The 20,999-nt window shown below is 60.0% G+C and carries 24 protein-coding genes; 6 read left to right on the top strand and 18 right to left on the bottom strand.

Going from position 1 to position 20,999, the window contains the following annotated elements:
* Positions 1-194: 194 nt before the first annotated feature.
* From tsf to DW189_RS12215, 13 genes are all read right to left on the bottom strand, one after another.
* Entirely contained in the window at positions 195-1,025 is an 831-nt protein-coding gene (gene tsf / locus DW189_RS12275) for a translation elongation factor Ts (protein WP_018697205.1), read from the bottom strand.
* A 48-nt stretch (positions 1,026-1,073) separates the two neighbouring features.
* A complete protein-coding gene (gene rpsB / locus DW189_RS12270) occupies positions 1,074-2,027 on the bottom strand; it encodes a 30S ribosomal protein S2 (protein ID WP_032134465.1) in 954 nt (317 codons plus the stop codon).
* Between the two features lie 180 nt (positions 2,028-2,207).
* Positions 2,208-2,594 (bottom strand): 30S ribosomal protein S9, encoded by a 387-nt coding sequence (gene rpsI, locus DW189_RS12265; RefSeq protein WP_018697207.1) that lies wholly within the window; start codon positions 2,592-2,594, stop codon positions 2,208-2,210.
* 5 nt (positions 2,595-2,599) lie between these two features.
* Positions 2,600-3,055 (bottom strand): 50S ribosomal protein L13, encoded by a 456-nt coding sequence (gene rplM, locus DW189_RS12260; RefSeq protein ID WP_018697208.1) that lies wholly within the window; start codon positions 3,053-3,055, stop codon positions 2,600-2,602.
* 99 nt (positions 3,056-3,154) lie between these two features.
* Complete coding sequence (locus DW189_RS12255) at positions 3,155-4,057, bottom strand: energy transducer TonB (protein ID WP_141417968.1); 903 nt, start codon at positions 4,055-4,057, stop codon at positions 3,155-3,157.
* 93 nt (positions 4,058-4,150) lie between these two features.
* The gene (locus tag DW189_RS12250; RefSeq protein WP_229126822.1) at positions 4,151-4,564 is read right to left on the bottom strand and encodes a DUF3592 domain-containing protein; all 414 of its coding nucleotides are present in this window, start codon (positions 4,562-4,564) and stop codon (positions 4,151-4,153) included.
* Between the two features lie 88 nt (positions 4,565-4,652).
* Positions 4,653-5,252 (bottom strand): energy transducer TonB, encoded by a 600-nt coding sequence (locus DW189_RS12245; protein ID WP_162508153.1) that lies wholly within the window; start codon positions 5,250-5,252, stop codon positions 4,653-4,655.
* A 282-nt stretch (positions 5,253-5,534) separates the two neighbouring features.
* Positions 5,535-6,746: a sodium ion-translocating decarboxylase subunit beta gene (locus tag DW189_RS12240; protein WP_216597042.1), complete on the bottom strand. Its 1,212-nt coding sequence runs from the start codon at positions 6,744-6,746 to the stop codon at positions 5,535-5,537.
* 4 nt (positions 6,747-6,750) lie between these two features.
* Positions 6,751-7,212 (bottom strand): biotin/lipoyl-containing protein, encoded by a 462-nt coding sequence (locus tag DW189_RS12235; protein WP_022332207.1) that lies wholly within the window; start codon positions 7,210-7,212, stop codon positions 6,751-6,753.
* A 13-nt stretch (positions 7,213-7,225) separates the two neighbouring features.
* A complete protein-coding gene (locus tag DW189_RS12230; protein WP_232045541.1) occupies positions 7,226-7,579 on the bottom strand; it encodes an OadG family transporter subunit in 354 nt (117 codons plus the stop codon).
* Positions 7,580-7,594: 15 nt separating this feature from the next.
* Complete coding sequence (locus DW189_RS12225; RefSeq protein ID WP_018697215.1) at positions 7,595-9,157, bottom strand: acyl-CoA carboxylase subunit beta; 1,563 nt, start codon at positions 9,155-9,157, stop codon at positions 7,595-7,597.
* Positions 9,158-9,324: 167 nt separating this feature from the next.
* Positions 9,325-9,735, bottom strand: coding sequence for a methylmalonyl-CoA epimerase (gene mce, locus DW189_RS12220; RefSeq protein ID WP_022332204.1), 411 nt, complete (start codon positions 9,733-9,735; stop codon positions 9,325-9,327).
* Between the two features lie 152 nt (positions 9,736-9,887).
* A complete protein-coding gene (locus DW189_RS12215) occupies positions 9,888-11,078 on the bottom strand; it encodes a glycosyltransferase (protein WP_117508387.1) in 1,191 nt (396 codons plus the stop codon).
* A gap of 70 nt (positions 11,079-11,148) precedes the next feature.
* On the opposite strand from DW189_RS12215, the gene DW189_RS12210 reads away from it, so the two are divergent.
* The 3 genes from DW189_RS12210 (at position 11,149) to DW189_RS12200 (ending at position 13,492) form a co-directional block, all read left to right on the top strand.
* The gene (locus DW189_RS12210) at positions 11,149-11,619 is read left to right on the top strand and encodes a TlpA family protein disulfide reductase (RefSeq protein ID WP_117508386.1); all 471 of its coding nucleotides are present in this window, start codon (positions 11,149-11,151) and stop codon (positions 11,617-11,619) included.
* A 4-nt stretch (positions 11,620-11,623) separates the two neighbouring features.
* Positions 11,624-12,739, top strand: coding sequence for a methylmalonyl Co-A mutase-associated GTPase MeaB (gene meaB / locus DW189_RS12205; RefSeq protein ID WP_117508385.1), 1,116 nt, complete (start codon positions 11,624-11,626; stop codon positions 12,737-12,739).
* A gap of 141 nt (positions 12,740-12,880) precedes the next feature.
* Positions 12,881-13,492: a hypothetical protein gene (locus DW189_RS12200; RefSeq protein ID WP_141417967.1), complete on the top strand. Its 612-nt coding sequence runs from the start codon at positions 12,881-12,883 to the stop codon at positions 13,490-13,492.
* Positions 13,493-13,645: 153 nt separating this feature from the next.
* On the opposite strand, the gene DW189_RS12195 is transcribed toward DW189_RS12200, so the two are convergent.
* The 5 genes from DW189_RS12195 to DW189_RS12175 are packed head-to-tail and all read right to left on the bottom strand — an operon-like array spanning position 13,646 to position 16,797.
* Positions 13,646-14,344, bottom strand: coding sequence for an SIR2 family NAD-dependent protein deacylase (locus tag DW189_RS12195; protein ID WP_117508383.1), 699 nt, complete (start codon positions 14,342-14,344; stop codon positions 13,646-13,648).
* A gap of 3 nt (positions 14,345-14,347) precedes the next feature.
* Complete coding sequence (locus DW189_RS12190; protein WP_117508382.1) at positions 14,348-14,836, bottom strand: hypothetical protein; 489 nt, start codon at positions 14,834-14,836, stop codon at positions 14,348-14,350.
* Between the two features lie 46 nt (positions 14,837-14,882).
* Positions 14,883-15,401: a hypothetical protein gene (locus DW189_RS12185; protein WP_117508381.1), complete on the bottom strand. Its 519-nt coding sequence runs from the start codon at positions 15,399-15,401 to the stop codon at positions 14,883-14,885.
* The gene (locus tag DW189_RS14485; protein WP_022331752.1) at positions 15,398-15,826 is read right to left on the bottom strand and encodes a hypothetical protein; all 429 of its coding nucleotides are present in this window, start codon (positions 15,824-15,826) and stop codon (positions 15,398-15,400) included. The genes DW189_RS12185 and DW189_RS14485 overlap by 4 nt, the downstream gene beginning before the upstream one ends.
* Positions 15,827-15,837: 11 nt before the next feature.
* Entirely contained in the window at positions 15,838-16,797 is a 960-nt protein-coding gene (locus DW189_RS12175; RefSeq protein WP_117508380.1) for an SPFH domain-containing protein, read from the bottom strand.
* 203 nt (positions 16,798-17,000) lie between these two features.
* Here DW189_RS12175 and DW189_RS12170 point away from each other — a divergent pair, with 203 nt between their 5' ends.
* The 3 genes from DW189_RS12170 to DW189_RS12160 all read left to right on the top strand — a co-directional run bounded on the left by DW189_RS12170 (position 17,001) and on the right by DW189_RS12160 (position 20,990).
* Positions 17,001-18,416, top strand: a complete 1,416-nt coding sequence (locus tag DW189_RS12170; RefSeq protein WP_022331750.1) for a glutamate decarboxylase — start codon at positions 17,001-17,003, stop codon at positions 18,414-18,416.
* 589 nt (positions 18,417-19,005) lie between these two features.
* Entirely contained in the window at positions 19,006-19,767 is a 762-nt protein-coding gene (locus tag DW189_RS12165) for a DUF1295 domain-containing protein (protein WP_117508379.1), read from the top strand.
* A gap of 11 nt (positions 19,768-19,778) precedes the next feature.
* The gene (locus DW189_RS12160) at positions 19,779-20,990 is read left to right on the top strand and encodes an NADH:flavin oxidoreductase (RefSeq protein WP_117508378.1); all 1,212 of its coding nucleotides are present in this window, start codon (positions 19,779-19,781) and stop codon (positions 20,988-20,990) included.
* Positions 20,991-20,999: the final 9 nt, after the last annotated feature.

Here is a 20,999-nt window from a genome sequence, read left to right as displayed (position 1 = left end):
TATAGAGTTGTTTGACAGGATGAACCTCGATGTAAGTTTATTCGAGACTTGCGTTTCTAAATCATTACCTCATAAAAAAGCAATGCCGTAACTCATTCAGTTACAGCATTGCTTTGTAAATCCCCGGAAACTCCATAGGGTTTCGGCCTTTTCGAATATATAGCGGGGCACATCGCACCCCTCCTGGTGACAGATTACTCGCCCAGCGCGAAACGCTTGTAAGCGACAACCGTAGCCTCTTTGTCAGCCTTGTGGATGAACTCGGCGATCGTCTCCTTCTCGCCTACCACCGGCTGGTTCAGCAGCGTGTTCTCCTCGAAGAACTTTCGCATCTTACCCTCGGCGATCTTCTCGAGGATAGCCTCGGGCTTGTTGGCGTTCTTGGGATCCTGCTTCATGGCCTCGACGGCGATCTTACGCTCGTGCTCCACGATCTCCGCGGGGCAGTCGGCCTCCGAAATCGAAACCGGAGCCATCGCCGTAGCCTGCATGGCAACGGTGTGGGCGACCTCGGCGGGAACCTCCTTGTTGAAACCGAGGATCGTGCCGAGCTTCTTGTTGAAGTGCACGTAAGCGGCGCAATAGGGAGCCTCGATGCGGGCATAGTATGCCAGTTCGATCTTCTCGCCCGTCTGTCCCGATTTCTCGGTCACCATCTCCTCGACGGTGTGGCCTTCGTCATTCTTCGAGGCCATCAGGGCGTCGCGGTCTGCGGCGTCGTTCTTTACGGCAACCTCCAGCATCGCGTTGGCCGATGCGGTATATTCTGCATTCTGAGCCACGAAATCGGTCTCGCAGGCCAGGCAGAGAAGGTAAGCCTTCTGGCCTACGATCTTCGTAACGACGACACCCTCGGTAGCGGTGCGGTCGGCGCGCTTGGCAACGACGAGCTTGCCTTTCTCGCGGATAATGTCCTGAGCACGTGCAAAGTCACCTTCGGCCTCGATCAGGGCATTCTTGCAGTCCATCATACCGGCACCGGTCATCTTGCGGAGCTTCATTACATCAGCAGCTTTGATTTCCATAATAATTTTCCTTTCTTTTTATTGTTAATTGATTTCCCCAAAAGGCGATTACTCGGCCTTGGCCTCGGCTACCGCTTCCGCAGCTGCCTCTTCGGCTACTGCTTCAACGGCTGCTGCTTCGGCTACAGCTTCAACTGCTGCTTCGGCTGCGGGCTCCTCGAACGGAGTCTCCACAGCTGCGACAACCTCGGCTACGGCGGCCTGCTCGGCATCGATGGCCGCCTTCACGGCCTTCTTGATGCGGGGCTTGCCCTCCTTCTTCACGGGAGCGTCGGCACCTGCCTCGGCCTCCTGGGCTTCCTTCTCCTTTTCGAGCTTACGCTCCTCGGTACCCTCGGCGATTGCGGCGCACATGGCTTCGAGCACCACGGCAATCGACTTGGTAGCATCGTCATTTGCAGGTATAACGTAATCAATGTCGGTCGGATCACAACAAGTATCTACCATTGCAAATACGGGGATGCTCAGGCGTTTTGCCTCCCTTACGGCGTTGGCCTCCTTCTGCACGTCGACGACGAACAGGGCGGCCGGCAGGCGCGTCAGGTCGGCGATCGAGCCGAGGTTCTTCTCGAGCTTCGCGCGCTGGCGGGAAATCTGGAGCTTCTCACGCTTGGAGAAGTTATCGAACGTGCCGTCGCTATTCATCTTGTCGATGGTAGCCATTTTCTTGACGGCTTTACGTATGGTGGGGAAGTTTGTCAGCATACCGCCTGCCCAACGCTCTGTGACGTAAGGCATACCGACGGCTGCCACCTTTTCGGCAACAATATCCTTGGCTTGTTTCTTCGTGGCTACGAACAGCACGCGGCGGCCGCTCTTGGCGATCTGCTTGATGGCTGCGGCAGCCTCATCGATCTTGAGCACGGTCTTGTGCAGGTCGATGATGTGGATGCCGTTCTTCTCCATGAAGATGTAAGGAGCCATTTTGGGGTTCCATTTGCGCTTCAGGTGACCGAAGTGCGCACCGGCTTCCAATAATGTATTAAAATCTGTACGTGACATTTTAATTCAATCGTGTTTGTTAATTTTAATTCTCTTTTCTTCAACCCGACGGGTAGCGGCCTGGCCGATCCCACGGGTTTTCCGCGGCGGGGCAACCTGAAAGTAATACGCGTATAGATAATATAGGTAGTCTTTCCGGTTTGTGACCCGCACCGTGCTTGCCGAAATTCGGTCGTACGATTAACGCTTGCTGAACTGGAACTTGCGGCGTGCTCCGGGCTGACCGGGCTTCTTACGCTCAACCTCGCGGGGATCGCGCGTGAGGAACCCGGCTTTTTTGAGTGCCGGACGCATCTCAGCGTCGATTTCGCACAATGCGCGTGCGATGCCCAAGCGAGCGGCCGAAGCCTGTCCCGTAACACCACCGCCATCGAGGTTGATGACGATGTCGTAATTCTCCACCGTGTTGGTAGCCAGCAGCGGCTGCTTCACCTGGTACTGGAGAATTTCGAGCGGGAAGTAAACTTCAAGCGCCTTGCGGTTGATTGTAATCTGACCCTTACCCGGCTTCACGTATACGCGAGCCACAGCGGCCTTACGACGACCTACGGTGTTTACAACTTCCATAACTCTTACTTAATCTCGTTTAACTTAATGGTCTTCGGGTTCTGCGCTGCATGCGGATGCTCCGTACCGGCATATACCTTCAGGTTTCTGAGCAGCGCGGCGCCCAGACGGGTGCGGGGCAGCATGCCCTTGACTGCTTTTTCGACGATGAACGTCGGTTTCTTGGCCAGATAGTCGGCAGGCGTAGCGAAACGCTGGCCGCCGGGGTATCCGGTGTGACGCGTGTAGACCTTGTCGGTCATTTTTTTGCCCGTGAGCTTCACCTTGTCCGCATTGATGACGATGACGTAGTCACCGCAATCCACGTGGGGCGTGTAGCTGGGCTTGTTCTTGCCTCGGAGGATCTTCGCGATCTGCGATGCAAGACGTCCCAATACCTCATCCGCAGCGTCGATGACGACCCATTCCTTGGTCACCGTCGAAGCATTGGCCGAGATAGTCTTGTAGCTTAATGAATCCACTGTGTTTTACGTTTAATTTAACTTGTTTGTAATCCGTTCCCCGCACTTTACGGGTGCGCAAAGGTACTAAAAAGTTTTCGTTCTGCAAAATAATACGGATTAAAAACGAGAATAGTCATCAACGCCGACCCGGACTTCCCGTCCCGGGACGGACGGACGCACCGGCTGCCCGGCAGGCCGGGTTCTGTCCAGCCGAAAAATCAACGGAAGCGTATACCTCACCCGCACCGGTTCGCCGTTCCCGAGCCGTCCGGGTTCCCATTTGGGCGACAGGGTGAGCACCCGCCCCACTTCCCGGATCAGGGCCAGATTCTTCCCCTGCTCCACGACGATGTCGGACAGCGTCCCGTCCTTTTCGACAATGAATGTCACCACGATGTCGTCTTCGACTTCATCCTCGAGCGCCTCCCGGGGATATTTCAGGTTCTCCATCACCCATTTGCGGAAACTTTGCAGATCCCCGCCCTGAAATAGCGGCATCTGTTCCAGTTCCCCGGCTACATCCTCCTCCAACGGAATTCCATCCGACAGCCCCGCCGCGAGCGAATCCGCGGCCGTAGGCACCGCCAACTGGATATTGACGGGCATTACCAGTTTAGTGCGCACCGCAACGTCCCCCAGGCGTCCGGGAGTCCACCGCGGTGCGGAGGCGAGCACACGCAGGACTTCGGCCGAGCAGCGTTCGTCCGTCGAACTGACCACTTCCGGCTCCTCGACCGCCCCTTGCCTGCCGACGACGAACGACACGACCAGGCGCGCCTCGACCCCCTCGCGGAACATCTCCCCGCCGAAACAAAGATGCCGGAACACCCAGTCCCGGAAAGCGAGCACGTCGCCCCCCTGGAACCGGGGAGGCTCGTCCACGCGCAGGTAAACAGTCCGGTCGGAAGCGGCGGTATCCGGCCTTACCACGACGGAAGAATCCGGCAGGATGGCCGGATGTGCCGCAGCGCTGCCCGCAAAGTACGGGAGCGCAGCAAGGAGAAAAAAGAATCGGGTCATTTTCAAATGGATTCGGGTAGACGATCCCTGCAAACATACGATTTTATATCCGGAATTACAAATCGAACGGGCAGGCGGGAAACAGGCCGCAGGTCAGCGACCGCTACGGGAACGTCCGCGGGCATGGCGGACGACCTCGTAGCGTCCCGCCGAATCCGTCACGAGCCGGTGCACGCCGGGGTTGTCGGGCAGGTAGCGCACCACGACCGAATCGCCGATGCGGGCCGTATGGAGGTTCTCTTTCTTGCGTACCTTGCCGGTGTACGCCTGTCCGCCGACCTCATAGCGGTAATCGAAACAGCAGACCGCATGTTTCTCACGGTAACGGCGACCGTGCGGCCTGTACCCGACGAATCCGACCCGCGATGAGCAGCCTGTCAGCACGGCCTTCGTCTCGGCGCCTTCCGCCTGCAACCTTCCGCAGATATGCCCCGACCGGAGGATGGCCGCCCCGAGCAGGGCAGCCGGCACGCAGAGAAACGCAATGATCCATTTACCTCGGCTCATAATTCAGGAATCAGTCCGGACAAAAATACAAAAAACGAGGAACGGATGCCGTACAACGACGGCAGAGCCGGATTATGGCGGTTCGGGGTCATCGTTGCGGTTCGGGGCAGAAGATATATTCCGGGCTCCACTCCGCCGGAGGCACGACGGCAGGCCAGCGGTGCGAAGTATCGGGCTTCAGCAGGAAGTCGATCGGAAGGAGATATTTCACGGGCACTTTCGCGCTGTTCGCAATGCCGCCTCCCATCCGGGCAGGCGCCCAGCGGGGCGAGCTGCGCACGACGCGCACGGCCTCGCGAACCAGCGCCGGCGATTCCGAAATACCTATCGGCCCCGCCTTCCGCTCCGGCAGCAGCTCCTTGTACCGTTCATCCGTCCCCGGGGACTCCTTGCCGCACTCCTCATCACCACGGGCTGCCGCACTCAACGGCCCCACCTGCGTAACGTTCCCGAGCGTGTCGATGACGAAGCTAACGAGGATACGCCCCTGCTCGCCCCGGTCGAAGGCCTCGCGGGGATAGCGGATATTGCGGTACACCCAGGCACGGAACTCCGTGAGGTCTCCGCCCATAAAGGTCGGATATTGTTCTAAACCCGTGTGGAAGACGCACTCCCCGGCCTCGGAATCCTGTGCCGCAGCCCCCTGCGACACACACAGGGCAAGCAGCCATACACACCATTTTTTCATAGTCAATGTTTTTTCACCGGATACAAGCGGATCGGAGTTTTCATAAAGATACAAAAAAAATCGCACTGTTGTCCAATAAAACGCATCCGGCAACAAAAAAAACGGCATGAAGAGGGAGAGCGTGACGGGAGCCGGAGACCCCGGCGAGGGAGTCCCTACGGGGGCGGAAGAGCGGCGCCGACTGCCTGCAAAAACCCGGCACGACCACTCACAAAAAAGGCGGGCTCCGAAAACCGGAGCCCGCCCCTGTCGCGGACGACACTTCAGCCGCCCGGCGTAGTATTATCCGAGGAACGACAGCAGGATACCCGCAGCGACGGCCGAACCGACCACGCCGGCCACGTTGGGCCCCATGGCGTGCATCAGCAGGTAGTTCGAAGGGTTCTCCTTCTGGCCTTCGGTCTGCGATACGCGGGCAGCCATCGGGACTGCCGAAACGCCTGCCGAACCGATCAGCGGGTTGATCTTGTTCCCGTCCTTGCTGAATACGTTCATCAGCTTGGCCAGCAACAGGCCGCCGGCCGTACCCATGGCGAACGCCACGACGCCCAGCACGAGGATCCCCAGCGTACGGAAGTTCAGGAACGCCTCGGCCGTAGCCGTAGCGCCGACCGTGAGGCCGAGGAAAATCACCACGATGTTCATCAGCTCGTTCTGCACCGTCTTGCTCAGACGGTCTACCACGCCGCACTCCTTCATCAGGTTACCCAGCATGAGGCAGCCGATCAGCGGCGCCGCACTCGGCAGCAGCAGCGAGATAATCACGGCGATGATCAGCGGAAAGAGGATGCGCTCCAGTTTCGACACCGGGCGCAGCGTACGCATTTTGATACCACGCTCCTTCTTGTTGGTCAGCGCGCGCATGATGGGCGGCTGGATCACCGGCACGAGCGCCATGTAGGAATAAGCCGCCACAGCGATCGGGCCCAGCAGTTCGGGGGCGAGCATCGAGGTGAGGTAGATGGCCGTCGGGCCGTCCGCACCGCCGATGATACCGATGGAACCGGCCTGCGCGGGCGTGAAGCCCAGGGCGTAGGCGCCGAGGAACGTCGCGAAGATGCCGATCTGCGCGGCGGCGCCGAGCAGGAAGCTCTTCGGGTTGGCGATCAGCGGGCCGAAATCGGTCATCGCCCCCACGCCGACGAAGATCAGGCAGGGGTAGATACCCAGTTTCACACCCAGGTAGAGGTAGTCGAGCAGTCCGGCGTTAGCCACGAAAATATCCCAGTGGACATGTCCGTCGGCGAAAAGCTCGGTATGGTACAGGTTCGCACCGGGCAGGTTGGTGAGCAGCATGCCGAAGGCGATGGTGAACAGCAACAGCGGTTCGAACTTGTGCCTGATAGCCAGATAGAGCAGGAAGAATGCCACGCAGATCATGGCGACGCTCCCCCAGCCCATCTCGGAGAAGAAACCCGCGATACCGGTCGAACCGGCGAAATTACGCAGGCTGTCCCATACGAAGTCAGCGTTCGAGGTTAGCATTGTCAGCATAGGGCTATTCGATAACGATCAGGTTATCGCCTTCCATAACCGTAGCGCCCTGCTGGATGCAGACCTCCTTGACTACACCGGCACGGTCGGCGTCGATATTGTTCTCCATCTTCATGGCTTCGAGCACGACGAGCGTCTGGCCCGAGGCCACCTTGTCGCCGACCTGCACCTTGACCGAGAGCACGGTGCCGGGCAGTGGGCATTTCACGGCGTAACCCGACGAGGGGGCCGAAGGGGCGATGCGGGGCGAAGGCGAAGCCGTCGCTGGGGTAATCATCGCACTGTTGGCTTCCTTGGGAGCGGGCACCACCTGGGGCCGCGATGCGGCAGAGGTCTTGGCGCCTTCGATCTCGACCTCGTAGGCCGTACCGTTGACGACGACGTGCGCCACCGTCGAGGCGTCGTTCACCTCGTCGATCTGCACGGTATAATTCTGTCCGTTGATTTTCAGTGAGTAATCTTTCATTGTTATTTAAGTTCTATTTCCTTTCGGGAAGCGGGGTTAAACCGTGAATTTTCGAATTCCAGGGCGAATAGGCACGCTTGATGCTCAGGATGGTCAGCACTTCGGACTCCCTGTCGTGCAGGGCGCTCCGGTAGAGCTTCAGGGCCGTGGTGATGGCCGCGATCTCCTCGTCGTGGATCTGCCCCGGAACTACCGCGGACTTATTGGCAGCGGCAGTCGCAGCGGCCTGGCGGCGCGTGAAGACATAGCCGAAGAGCTTCATCACCCACACCAGCAGAACCAGCACGAGGAACACGAGGCAGATACTGATGAGTGCCACCCACAGCATCTCCGACCAGCTCCAGTCTATTACCGATAATATTCTCATACTCATGCGATTCTATTACAACGGAATATTCGAATGCTTCTTCGCGGGGTTCTGCAGGCGCTTGGTTGCCAGCGACTGCAGCGCACGGATGATGCGGAAGCGCGTGTTGCGCGGTTCGATCACGTCGTCGATATAGCCGTAGCGGGCGGCGTTGTAGGGGTTCGAGAACTTGTCGTTGTACTCCTTCTCCTTCTCGGCCACGAACTTGGCTTTCTCTTCGGGCGACTCGATCGCTGCTACCTCCTTGCCGTAGAGCACCTCGACGGCACCGCTGGCGCCCATCACGGCGATCTCGGCCGTCGGCCATGCGTAGTTGATGTCACCGCGGATGTGCTTCGACGACATCACGATATAGGCGCCTCCGTACGCCTTGCGCAGCGTGACGGTGACCTTGGGAACCGTAGCCTCGCAATAGGCGAACAACAGCTTGGCGCCGTGCGTAATCACGCCGCCGTATTCCTGGGTCGTACCCGGCAGAAAGCCCGGAACGTCCACCAGGGTCACGATCGGAATGTTGAACGCATCGCAGAAGCGGATGAAACGCGCGGCCTTGCGGCTGGCGTTGATGTCGAGCACGCCGGCCATGAACTTGGGCTGGTTGGCGACGATGCCGACCGACTGGCCGTTGAAACGCGCGAAGCAGGTGATGATGTTCTTGGCGTATCCGGGAGCCGACTCCAGGTACTCGCCGTTGTCCACGATCGCACGGATGACCTCGGCCATGTCGTAGGGTTTGTTGGCGTTGTCGGGGATGATGTCGTTGAGCGAATCCTCCAGGCGCGTGATCGAGTCGTTGCAGACGGCCAGCGGAGCATCCTCCATGTTGTTCTGCGGCATGTAGGAGATGAGCTTGCGGATCAGCTCGATGCCCTCCTCCTCGGTATCGACGGCGAACTGCGCCACGCCCGACTTGGTGGTGTGCATCGTGGCACCGCCCAGCTGCTCCTGCGTCACGTCCTCGCCCGTCACGGTCTTCACGACCTTCGGGCCGGTGAGGAACATGTTCGAGGTCTCCTTCTTCATGATGATGAAGTCGGTCAGGGCGGGCGAATAAACGGCACCGCCGGCGCAGGGGCCGAAGATGGCCGAAATCTGCGGGATGACGCCCGACGACATCACGTTGCGCTGGAAGATGTTGGCATAGCCGGCCAGCGCGTTCACGCCTTCCTGGATACGCGCACCGCCCGAGTCGTTCATGCCGATGCAGGGGGCGCCGTTGCGCAGGGCCATATCCATGACCTTGCAGATCTTGTCGGACATCGACAGCGACAGCGAACCCGCCGTCACGGTGAAGTCCTGTGCGAAAACATAGACCAGGCGTCCGTTGATCGTACCGTAACCGGTCACTACGCCGTCGCCGAAGGCATGGCTCTTGTCCATCCCGAAGTCATAGCAGCGGTGCGTCACGAACATGTCGAACTCCTCGAAGGAGCCTTCGTCGAGCAGCATCTGGATGCGCTCGCGGGCCGTGTACTTACCCTTGGCATGCTGGGCGTCGATACGCTTCTGACCGCCTCCGAGACGCGCGGTTTCGCGGTTCTCGATCAGCTGGTTGATCTTGTTCTGAATTTCACTCATAAGTATGTAGGTTTGTAATTTTTCCGAACCCCGGAATTTCCCGGCAGGTATCGCCCGCAGCTCGCGGCCGCGTTCACAGGTCTGCCCCACCCTAAGTCCCTCCCTCGGGAGTGACTTCTGTTCCGCCTTTGGCGGAATTCGGAGATTCCGCAATATTCCTTGTTACACTATTTGTTCTTATTCTCGCAAAGCTCGGTCAGGATGCCCTGGGTCGATTTGGGGTGCAGGAAAGCGATGGTCATCCCCTCGGCGCCCTTGCGCGGGGTCTTGTCGATCAGGCGGATGCCCTTGGCTTCGGCATCGGCGAGCTGCTCCTCGATATTCTCGCAGGCAAGCGCCATGTGGTGGATACCGACACCGCGGTTCTCGATGTACTTGGCGATGGTCGACTCCTCCGAAGTGGGTTCCAGCAGTTCGATCTTGGTCTGCCCCAACATGAAAAACGCCGTGCGCACCTTCTGGTCGGCGACCTCTTCGATGGCATAGCATTTCAGGCCCAATACGTTTTCCCAGTAGGGAATTGCTTCATCGAGGCTCTTCACTGCGACGCCAAGATGCTCGATATGAGAAACTTTCATAGCAAATATAAAATTTAAGTTAGTGAATATTTCACGTCAAATAGCAGCTTGTTATTTTGCGAACACAAAGATAGGGTATTAAATTGGAAATACCCAAGCGTTTTATGGTATTTTTTTCCGGATTACTGCTCCTTTCGGGAAGGCCAAGCGCTTCACAGCGAACTGTAAATGTCGATCAGCCGGCGGGCGACGGCATATTCCGAGAAAAGTTCGGCGCGGCGGCGTTCGCGGGCTTTCATCTCGCGGCGGAAATTCGCGTCCGACAGCACGTTTTCCAGCGCCGCGGCAATCTCCCCCGCCGCCTCGGGGCGGACATAGGCCGCGGCGTCGCCGGCGGCCTCGCGGTTGAGCTGCGTGTCGCTCAGCACCATGGGCACTCCGGCACGCATCGCCTCCACCACGGGCACGATCGACGCCTCGATCCCGGCATCGGGCAGGTAGACGAAGGCATGGGCGAGGCGGAACAGCGCCGGCAGGTCGTCGGGCTCGAGTTCGTAGATGAAATCGACACGCGAGGCCATATGCCGCCCGCGGGCATACTCCAGCAGGGAATCCGCATAGACCGTACGGCGGCCGCAGACCACGATCCCGACCCGCTCGGCGGAAGATGCGGCAGGCGGCACGGCAGCATCCGCCGGGGCCTCGCCGCGCATGCCCGTGGCGATGCCGCCCCGCCCTGCCGCTGCGGCGGCTCCCCGCCCCCGGGCACGTCCGGCAGCCAGCCCGGGCAGCTCCGGGTCTGGGGCCACGGCTTCGCGCTGCGCCGCGCCGAGCCCCTCCGCACGGATCGCACGTTCGCGTTCGCCGAGCGAGCCGACCGCCTCGAATAGCACCTTGTGGTTATGGCGCTCTTCGACGGTGCCGAGCATGAGGATGAACTCGGCGGGCAACATGTATTTGCGCCGCACCGCCTCGAGCTGCGCACCGGCAGGCGGTTCGTGCGGGACGCGCGCGGCGAGGGGCATGACGACCTCGATGCGCCCCGGGTCGATCCGCAACCGCTCCGACAACTCCTCGCGGGCATCGCGGTTGACCGTAATCAGACGGCTGGCGGAGCGCAGCGCACGGCGGTAGAGCCGCAGCAGCACCAGCCGCTCGGGCAGCGAATAGAGATGCGGGTAGCGCAGGAAATTGAGGTTTTGGACGGTCATCACGCTGGGTATCCTCCGCAGCAGCGGCAGGGGTAACCCGGGGCGAAAGCCGTGGTAGAGGTCGAGCTCCTTATAACGCGCCCCGTCAACGATATACTCGTGCTCGGGGGCATATTCGGCCAAAAGTTCGGCAAGGTGCCGGGAGTAAGTCCCGGCAGGCGCGGCCGGGGTCTCTTCGAATCCGATTTTCATAACTCTATGTAAAATTTTTCGTCCATATGGCAAATAATTGTTATCTTCGCTGAAAATAAGGCTGCCTTTTATGAAGAAAGTTTTGCTCACTTTACTCCTGGCGCTGGCGCTCCCCGTTGCGGCGGCCGTGGCACAAAACATCGCCCTCGGCGAGCGCGTACCCGAGGTCAAGGTTCCGGCATGGCTCGGGGGAGAGAAACCCGCCGCCACCCCGCGCCTGACCTACGTCGAGTTTTTCCACTCGTCGAATCCGGCCTGCACCGCGTCGCTCGAACAACTTCGGGCGATAACCGACAAATTAGGCGCCAAACTCCGCGTCGTGGTCGTCACGCGCGAAAACGAGGAGAAAATATCCCCTCTGCTTTCGCCGTTCCTTTCCCGGCACATCTCCGTCGCGCTGGACACCGGGGGCAAGATATTCTCGGCATTCAACGTGCAGTACGTCCCGTTCGGGGTGCTGGTAGACGCCAAAAACAGGGCGCTGTGGATGGGCAACTCGCTACAGCTGACACCCGAAATGATCGAAAAATCAAGTAAATAGCACCATGTCCTTCACGAAAATAAACCATTACGAAAAAGAGTACGCAGATACCCATCACGACACGGCGCTCAACGTCACCGAAGGCGTTGAAGACCAGCCTATCGTAAACCCTTACTTCACGCGCCGCAAGAAGAAGCGGCTTTCGACCGACGAATACGTCGAAGGCATCCTCGCGGGCAACATCACCACCCTGTCGCAGGCCATCACACTCGTCGAGTCGAACAACCCCGCCCATTACGCGCAGGCGCAAGAGATCATCGAACGCTGCCTGCCGCACGCCGGGAAATCGGTGCGCATCGGCATCACGGGCGTCCCCGGGGCAGGCAAGTCGACCTTCATCGAGGCCATCGGCAACATGGTCACCTCGCTGCGGCACAAACTGGCGGTGCTGGCCATCGACCCCTCGTCGGAACGCAGCGGGGGTTCGATCCTCGGCGACAAAACCCGCATGGAGAGCATTTCGGGCAACCCCGACGTCTTCATCCGCCCCTCCCCTTCGGCCGGGTCGCTGGGCGGCGTGGCACGCAAGACACGCGAGACGATCGTCCTGTGCGAAGCCGCGGGCTTCGACGTGGTATTCATCGAGACGGTGGGCGTCGGGCAGTCCGAGACGGCCGTGCACTCGATGGTCGACATGTTCATGCTGTTGCAAATTTCGGGTGCCGGCGACGAGTTGCAGGGCATCAAGCGCGGCATCATGGAGATGGCCGACATCATGGTCATCACCAAGGCCGACGGCGAGAACATCCACAAGGCCGAACTGGCCAAGACCCAGTTCCAGGGGGCACTGAGGCTGTTCCCCGTGCCCGAGTCGGGCTGGCGGCCCAAAGTATACACCTGCTCGGCCGTGGCCGCGACGGGGCTCGAAGAGGTATGGAAAGGCGTCGAGGAGTTCCTCGACCACATCCAGGCCAACGGCTATTTCCGCCACAACCGCAACCGCCAGAACAAATACTGGATGTACGAGTCGATCAACGAAGTGCTGCGCAACTCGTTCTACCACGACCCGGCGGTCGAAGCGCGCGTCGCAGAGTACGAAAAGCGCGTGCTGGAGGACAAAATATCGTCGTTCATCGCCGCCAAGGAGCTGCTGGACATCTATTTCAAGGATTTGAAATAACGAAGGACGATTCCCCGAGGAGAAAATGCCCGAAACGCCCGGGAACCAGTCCTATAAACGCTTTGCAGATCCGCCTCTTATCCGGCCGGACTTCTCCCGGCCGGATTTATTGTTTGTGTCATCAACCTAATCTCACCCGATATGAAAAAACTGCTTCTGACCGCATCTTTGCTGATGCTTTGCGCCTTCTCCGCATCGGCACAGCAATCCAAAAACCACAAAGAGCCCCGCGTACGCTTCGGTGTCGGATACCGTTACAGCCTCGGCCTGACGGAAAAATACAAAATAGTATCCGACTTCGGCAAAATCACGTCGCCGTGGGGCGCGCCCGAATATCTTCGCGGCGGCGAACTGCGGTTTGAAGTGACCGTGCGCCTTACGCCCGACTGGAATGTCGGCGCAGGCACGGGCTTCGGCTCTTATGACGACCAAGGGGAAAAGACCTTTCTGGGCTACCTCAAGGCCGAACGATTGTACGGCAAACGCGCCAGCCGCTGGTTCAACTATGCCGAAGCGGGCGCGACCTTCTACCCGGACAACGGGGCGGGCCTGACGGGCAGTCTGGGCGGCGGCTACCGGCTCGCCATGACGCGCCGTACGCGGCTCGACTTCACGGCAGGACTGGAATACCTGAACCTCGTGGGCAAAGCCAATATTTACGACAGCAGTACCGGCGAATTCATCGGCATCGAGAAGCGCGGAGCGCGGTTTAACCGCTTCGGCATCACGTTCGGCATCGCCATGCACTTCTGATTGGCCCGACAGACAAACGAACGGCCCGCCCCTTTAACCGAGGGGCGGGCTTTTCGATTGCGCTGCAATAGATCATAACGCTCAAATGTGCGCGGACAACGAATGCGGAGCGCCCGCACCCGCAAAAAACAGGCGGAGTTCTATTCCGAATCGTTATCCTTTATACCGCTCCCGCAGCAGGGCGGCCAGCTCGGGCATGCCTTCGGCGGCGCGTTTGCGGATCAGGGTCAGCGGATTGCGGATGCCCGCCGTATCGGGATTACCGGGATCGACGACATAGATCGGGATTCCGGGGCGCACGTAGCGCACCAGCGACGCGGCGGGATAGACCGCCAGCGAAGTCCCCACGACCACCATGATATCCGCCGTCCGGGCAATCTGCGCGGCACGTTCGAACATCGGCACCGCCTCGCCGAAAAAGACGATGTGCGGACGCAGCAGCGCCCCGTCGGGCGCCGTGGCGTCGAGCTTCTGCTCCCACCCCTCGATCGGGACGACCAGATCGGGATTGCGCGACGAGCGCAGGCAGGTCAGTTCGCCGTGCAGGTGAGTCACTTTCGACGAACCGGCACGCTCGTGCAGGTCGTCTACGTTCTGCGTCAAGACCTCGACCTCGAAATCCCGTTCCAGCCCCGCGATGGCCTCGTGCCCGGCATTGGGCTGCGCGGCGAGCATCTCGCGGCGGCGCATGTTGTAAAACCCGATGACCGTGGCACGGTTATGCGCCAACGCCTCGGGCGTGCAGACATCCTCGATCCGGTAGGAAGCCCATAACCCGTCGGAATCGCGGAAGGTCGCCAGACCGCTGTCGGCGCTGACCCCCGCACCCGTAAAAACGACGATTTTTTTCATAAACTATAACTTTAGATAACCTAATCTATGCCCAACGGCAGCAAGCAGTATCAACAGACCGAATCCGACTGCATTCGTAACTCCGACGGCAACGCCTTCGGTCGAAATATCGTATGCCAGCATCGCCGCCAGCACGAAAAAAGCGATCCCCAGCGCGACTTTCGCCAGCAGGGACTTTCGCCCGGCTGGTTCGGTGCGATCCGCAGGGACAGTATGATCCGGGAGCACCGCGCGATCCTCAGGCACAGTGCGATCCGGGCGCCCGGTGCAGGTGCGGAATCCCGTATTCCCGGCAGCCCTGCGGGATTCGGCCCGGCCGCCGGCACACCGCCCTTTGGGCGTCCATGCCGTGAGCAGTGCAGGCAGGCCGAACAGCAGGGAACTCACTGCCGCATGCAACGGCGACTGCCCGACCCACAGCAGGTTGAGCGGGAACATTGCCAGCGCAACCGCAAGCACCGAAACAACCGCAAAAATCCATTTCCGATTCATAGCAACATCCTTTTTATAAACATCGGGATCGACATAGCACCGGCTTTTATTGATCCTGCCATTTACTGCGTCCCGAATCAAGCCATACGGGAACAACGACGGCCGCAACCGCCATCGCCTTGAGCAGTATCCCCCCGAACCCGCGGGCCAGCGAACATTCGCCGCCCAGCATTTCCGAAATCTGGGACGAGCAAACCAGGGCGAACGCCCCCAGCAGCAATACGAAGCAGAGCACCCTGCCCCGCCACGCCGCACGGGCTCCCACGTCACCGACGGCCTCCCCGTCCTGCCCGCCGTCGTCATCGAACGGTTCGGGCCCGACGGCGGCCCACACGCCCAAAGCCCAGCAAAAAGCAATCACCAGTGCACAGACAGCCCCCTTCCAAAGCGCCTCGGCAGTCGGGAGACCCTCGCCGAAACGGCGCAGCAGGAAAATTACGACGAACGCGGCAACGGCTGCCACGGGCAGGCCGAGCCACATGCGGCTGTGCAGAAACATCCGCCAGCGTCCGGCATCGAGCAGGCCGGAAAAATAACATCTCCACATCCTGAACATCGGATTCATTTTTTTATATCGGCTTTATTTTTTTGCGGGTCGTCGGACTGCATACGGGCGTGCGAAGGCAGCGGGCCGGCTTCCCCGGCTGCCGCTGCGGCAACGGGAGGGACGGCATCCTGCAGCGGCGGCGTGCTTTCGCCGGACGCAACGTCAGCAGGAGGAGCGGCGGCAACCGCGGGAGAAACGGCCGCCGGGGCCGGCGGGAAGTCCCTGCCCGACGAAGCAACGCCCGTATCCGCGGCCGGCAGGGTCGCCCCGGCGGCCGCACGCGGCTTCTTCAGGCGGCCGCTGCGGCGCAGGGCATCGGCGATGATCCACTGGAGCTGGCCGTTGATCGAGCGGAACTCGTCGGCAGCCCATAGCTCCAGTGCGTCCATCGTCGCGGCGTCGATACGCAGTACGAAACTCTTGTTATTATTCTCTTTAGCCATCCCCAGTTAAATCAATGGTGCAGGGTTCCGGCATTCACCACGGGCTGCGCGGCTTCGTCGGCACAGAGCACTACGAGCAAATTCGACACCATAGCCGCCTTGCGCTCTTCATCCAGTTCGACGATATGCTCGTCGCCGAGGCGCTGCAAAGCCATGTGCACCATCGACACGGCACCCTCGACGATCTTCTCGCGGGCGGAGATGATGGCATCGGCCTGCTGGCGGCGCAGCATCACGGCGGCGATTTCGGGCGCATAGGCCAGGTAGTTGATGCGGGCCTCGACCACCTCGATGCCGGCCATCGCCAGGCGTTCGTTGAGCGTGTGTTCGAGCTGGTCGTTGATCTGCTCGCTGTTCGAGCGGAGCGTCAGCTCATCGTCCGCAACACCATTGTTATCATAGGAATAGCAACCGGCCACCTGGCGCAACGCGGCGTCGCTCTGCACGCCCACGAAGTTCTCGAGGATGTTCATGCGCGCCGAGGCCGAAACGCCGGTCTGCCCGGCCGTAGTCGGGGCGTCGATCTCGAAAACGGCCTTATAAATATCGTCGCGCTTGATCTTCCAGACCAGCACCAGCCCGATCAGGATCGGGTTGCCCGTCTTGTCGTTGACCTTGATCGGGTCGACGTTCAGGTTGCGGGCACGGATCGAGATCTGCTTGGCCGACATGAAGGGGTTGACCCACCAATAGCCCGTTTCGTAGAAGGTACCTTTGTATTTACCGAAAAAGACCATTACGCGCGCCTCGTTGGGTTCGAGCAGCATGAATCCCGCCATGCAGATCAGCATGCAAAGGCACCAGACGACGCCCGCCGCCACCAGCCCGCCGCCGAGCGCCAGCCCGGCGTCGATGCGCTGCGCGCCCGCGACGATCGCGTAAACCCCCAAGGCCAACCCACCGAGGATCAGCACCAATGCCAGGAAACCGTTGCATTTCCAGCCTTTGTAAACGAAATTTCCATTTTCCATATCCGTACAGTTTTAGTGATATTATTTTGATATCACAAATATATCGAACATTTTGGGATTTGCAAATTTTCCGGACATTTTTTTCACAACCGGCTTCGGCCGAAGCAAAAGAGGCCCCGCAGCCCGGTTTAGGCCGAAAGAAACCGCTCCGTGGCACAGTTCATGCAAGGTTGGAGGGCGTAAACCAAAACAAAATTTACATCATGAATCAGCAAAGACACACCAACGAAGACACGCTGACCGACATTTTCGGTTCGGAGGAAATGCGCAGTCCGGCACCCACGGAATTCATCCCCAAGGGCAAGACGGCTCCCGAGATCGCTTACCAGTTAGTCAAGGACGAGACCTATCCGCAGACACAGCCGCGGCTGAACCTCGCCACGTTCGTAACGACCTACATGGACGATTACGCCACACGGCTGATGAACGAGGCCATCAACATCAACTACATCGACGAAACGGAGTACCCGCGTGTCGCGGTGATGTGCGGCCGCTGCCTGAACATCGTCGCCAACATGTGGAACACCCCCGAGAAGGCCGAATGGAAGACCGGTGCGCTGGGCATCGGTTCGTCGGAAGCATGTATGCTGGGCGGCGTGGCCGCATGGCTCCGCTGGCGCCAGCGCCGCAAGGCCGCAGGCAAGCCCTTCGACAAACCGAACCTGGTGATGAGCGCCGGGTTCCAAGTCGTATGGGAGAAGTTCTGCCAGCTGTGGCAGATCGAAATGCGCACCGTGCCCCTGACGCTCGACCACATCACGCTCGACCCCAAGCAGGCGCTGGAGATGTGCGACGAGAACACGATCTGCATCGTGCCGATCGCAGGCGTCACGTGGACGGGACTGGACGACGACATCGAGGGGCTGGACAAGGCGCTCGACGAGTACAACGCCAAGACCGGCTATGAAATCCCGATCCACGTCGACGCAGCGTCGGGCGGTTTCATCCTGCCGTTCCTCAAACCCGAGAAGAAGTGGGACTTCCGCCTCAAGTGGGTATTGTCGATCTCCACGTCGGGCCACAAGTACGGCCTGGTATATCCCGGCCTGGGATGGGTGGTATGGAAGGACAAGAAATACCTGCCCGAGGAAATGTCGTTCTCGGTAAACTACCTGGGCGCCAACATCACGCAGGTCGGCCTCAACTTCTCGCGCCCCGCAGCGCAGATACTCGGCCAGTACTACAACTTCATCCGCCTGGGATTCGAGGGATACAAGGAGATACAGCAGAACTCGATGGACATCGCCAAGTACTGCCACCAGCAGATCGGCACGATGAAATGCTTCAAGAACTACTCGACGGAGGTCGTCAACCCGCTGTTCATCTGGATGATGGATCCCGAGTATGACAAGAAGGCCAAGTGGACGCTGTTCGACCTGCAGGCCAAGTTGCAGCAGAGCGGCTGGATGGTTCCCGCCTATACGATGCCCAAGAACATCGAGGACGTGGTCGTAATGCGTATCGTGGTGCGCCAGGGCATGTCGCGCGACATGGCCGACATGCTGATGGGCGACATCCGCAACGCCATCGCCGAATTCGAACAGCTGGAGTACCCCACTACCTCGCGCATCAAGTACGAGAACAAGGAACACCAGAAAGGAAAAGTCTTTACGCACTAATATGCCCCGTCCGGCCGCAGGCGTGTCCGGGAAGGGCATGCCGGGCCGCCGGCACCGGACGGCAGACCGACAGCCGGGAGCGGGCAACTCCCATATCGGACTGTACGTACGGCGTGACGCCGAAGCGTCACAGGTCACCGTCCCGGCACCCCTGCTTCGGCAGGGGTTTTTACGAGAGGGCTCCGGCACCCCGGAACGAATGCCGGAAAGCGGGCGCCCCGGCGCCTGCAGCCAAAGCATTTCGCGCCCTGCGGGGTTGCGAAGGGTCGCGCAGACGGCTTCCACTCGCAGTGGAGGCCGTCTTTTTTTATCGGGATGCAGCCGAGGGGCACAAAGGACGACCGCGGAATCACACAGGCCCTCAGAGGGGCATCCGCACTGGCCGGGGCACAGGAAGAAAGCATTCAGCCCGGACACAGGGCGGGCACCGGCCGTAAAGGGACAATCCGGCCGGCGGGAGAGACGCTGCGACCAATAAGACAAATATGTGCCCGGAAAGGAGAAAAACAACCGGAGGGGAGGCGGATGCGATTTTCATTATACCGATTTGTTTTGTAACTTTACGACGTTTTTATCCAACCGCAGACAAATGGCAGAAACATTCAATATCTTCCTGATCGTCATGGCCGTGCTGGCCGCCGGGGTCTACGTCGCCCTGCACTTTTTCGAAGCCGGATACGGCTATCTTTTCAACCCGAAATACGGCCCCCCGATACCCAACAAGGCGGGCTGGATCATGATGGAGTCGCCCGTGTTCGTCGCAATGTGCGTGCTCTGGCTCATGTCCGGGCGGACATGGGAGGCCGGGCCGCTGGCGCTCTTCGTGCTGTTCCAGACACACTACCTGCAGCGCGCCTTCATCTTCCCGCTGCTGCTGCGCGGAGAGTCGAAGATGCCGCTGGGGATCGTCGTGATGGGCATGGCGTTCAACACGCTCAACGCGCTGATGCAGGGCGGGTGGATCTTCTACGTCTCGCCCGAAGGCTATTACGCCGACTGGTTCGCAAAGCCCTACATCTATGTCGGCGGGGCGATGTTCCTCGCGGGGATGGCCGTAAACCTCCATTCCGACCATATCATCCGCCACCTGCGCAAGCCGGGCGACACGCGCCACTACATTCCCCGCGGGGGGATGTTCCGATACGTCTCGTCGGCCAACTATTTCGGCGAACTGCTCGAATGGACGGGCTTCGCCGTAGCTTCGTGGTCGTGGGCCGGGGCGGTATTCGCCTGGTGGACGTTCGCCAACCTCGCGCCCCGTGCGGCATCGCTCTACAAGCGTTACGCACAAGAGTTCGGGAAGGAATTCACGGCGCTGAAACGAAAAAAGATCATACCTTTCATCTATTAACCTACCGGAAAATGTCATCACTGTTCACCCCTTATAAATTAGGCCCCGTGACACTGCGCAACCGCACGGTACGTTCGGCGGCGTTCGAGTCGATGGGGCGTCATTTCGGCCCCACAGAGCAGCTCAAGGAGTACCACGTTTCGGTGGCGCGCGGCGGCGTGGGGATGACCACGCTGGCCTACGCCGCGGTGAGCCGCAGCGGGCTGTCGTTCGACAAGCAGTTGTGGCTGCGCCCAGAGATCGTGCCCGGGCTGCGCGGGATAACCGACGCCGTACACCGCGAAGGCGCGGCGGCCGGCATCCAGATCGGGCACTGCGGCAACATGACCCATTTGACGACCGCCGGGCAGATCCCGATCGGCGCATCGACGGGGTTCAACCTCTATGCCTACACCCCCGTGCGGGGTATGCGCAAGGACGAGATCGCGCAGGTGGCACGGGATTTCGGGAAGGCCGTCCACACCGCGCACGACGCGGGGTTCGACTCGGTGGAGGTACATGCCGGGCACGGCTATCTGATCTCGCAGTTCCTCTCGCCCTACACCAATCACCGGAAGGACGAGTACGGCGGGACTTTGGAAAACAGGATGCGCTTCATGCGGATGTGCCTCACAGAAGTGATGGAGGCCGCGGCGAAAACGGGGACGGCCGTATTGGTGAAGCACAACATGTACGACGGGTTCAAGGGCGGCATCGAGATTCCCGAAAGCATCGCCATAGCCCGCGAGATCGAACGCTTCGGCGTGGACGGCATCGTGCTTTCGGGCGGGTTCGTGTCCAAGGCCCCGATGGCCGTGATGCGGGGGCTGATCCCGATCTACACGATGAGCTACTACTCGCCCCTGTGGCTGCGCTATTTCATCCGCTGGTGCGGGCCTTTCATGATCCGGCAGTTTCCCTTCGAGGAGTGCTATTTCCTGGAAGACGCCAAGAAATTCCGCGCCGAGCTGAAATGCCCGCTGGTATATGTCGGCGGGCTGGTGAGCCGCGAAGGGATCGACAAGGCGCTGGACGCAGGGTTCGAACTGGTGCAGATGGCCCGGGCGCTGGTCAACGACCCGGCGTTCGTAAACAAGCTCCGCGAGGGCGACGCTTCGACACGCAGCGGCTGCGACCACCGCAACTACTGCATCGCGCGGATGTACTCGGTGGACATGAAATGCTGCAAGCATTGCGACGGGCTGCCACGCAGGATACAGGAAGAACTGGCCAAGCTGCCGTAAGCATGGAGT

Source organism: Alistipes sp. AM16-43, assembly GCF_003435745.1.
GTDB lineage: Bacteria > Bacteroidota > Bacteroidia > Bacteroidales > Rikenellaceae > Alistipes > Alistipes onderdonkii.
The sequence above is the reverse complement of the archived record's forward strand: the minus strand, read 5'-3'. Positions and strand labels throughout refer to the sequence as shown.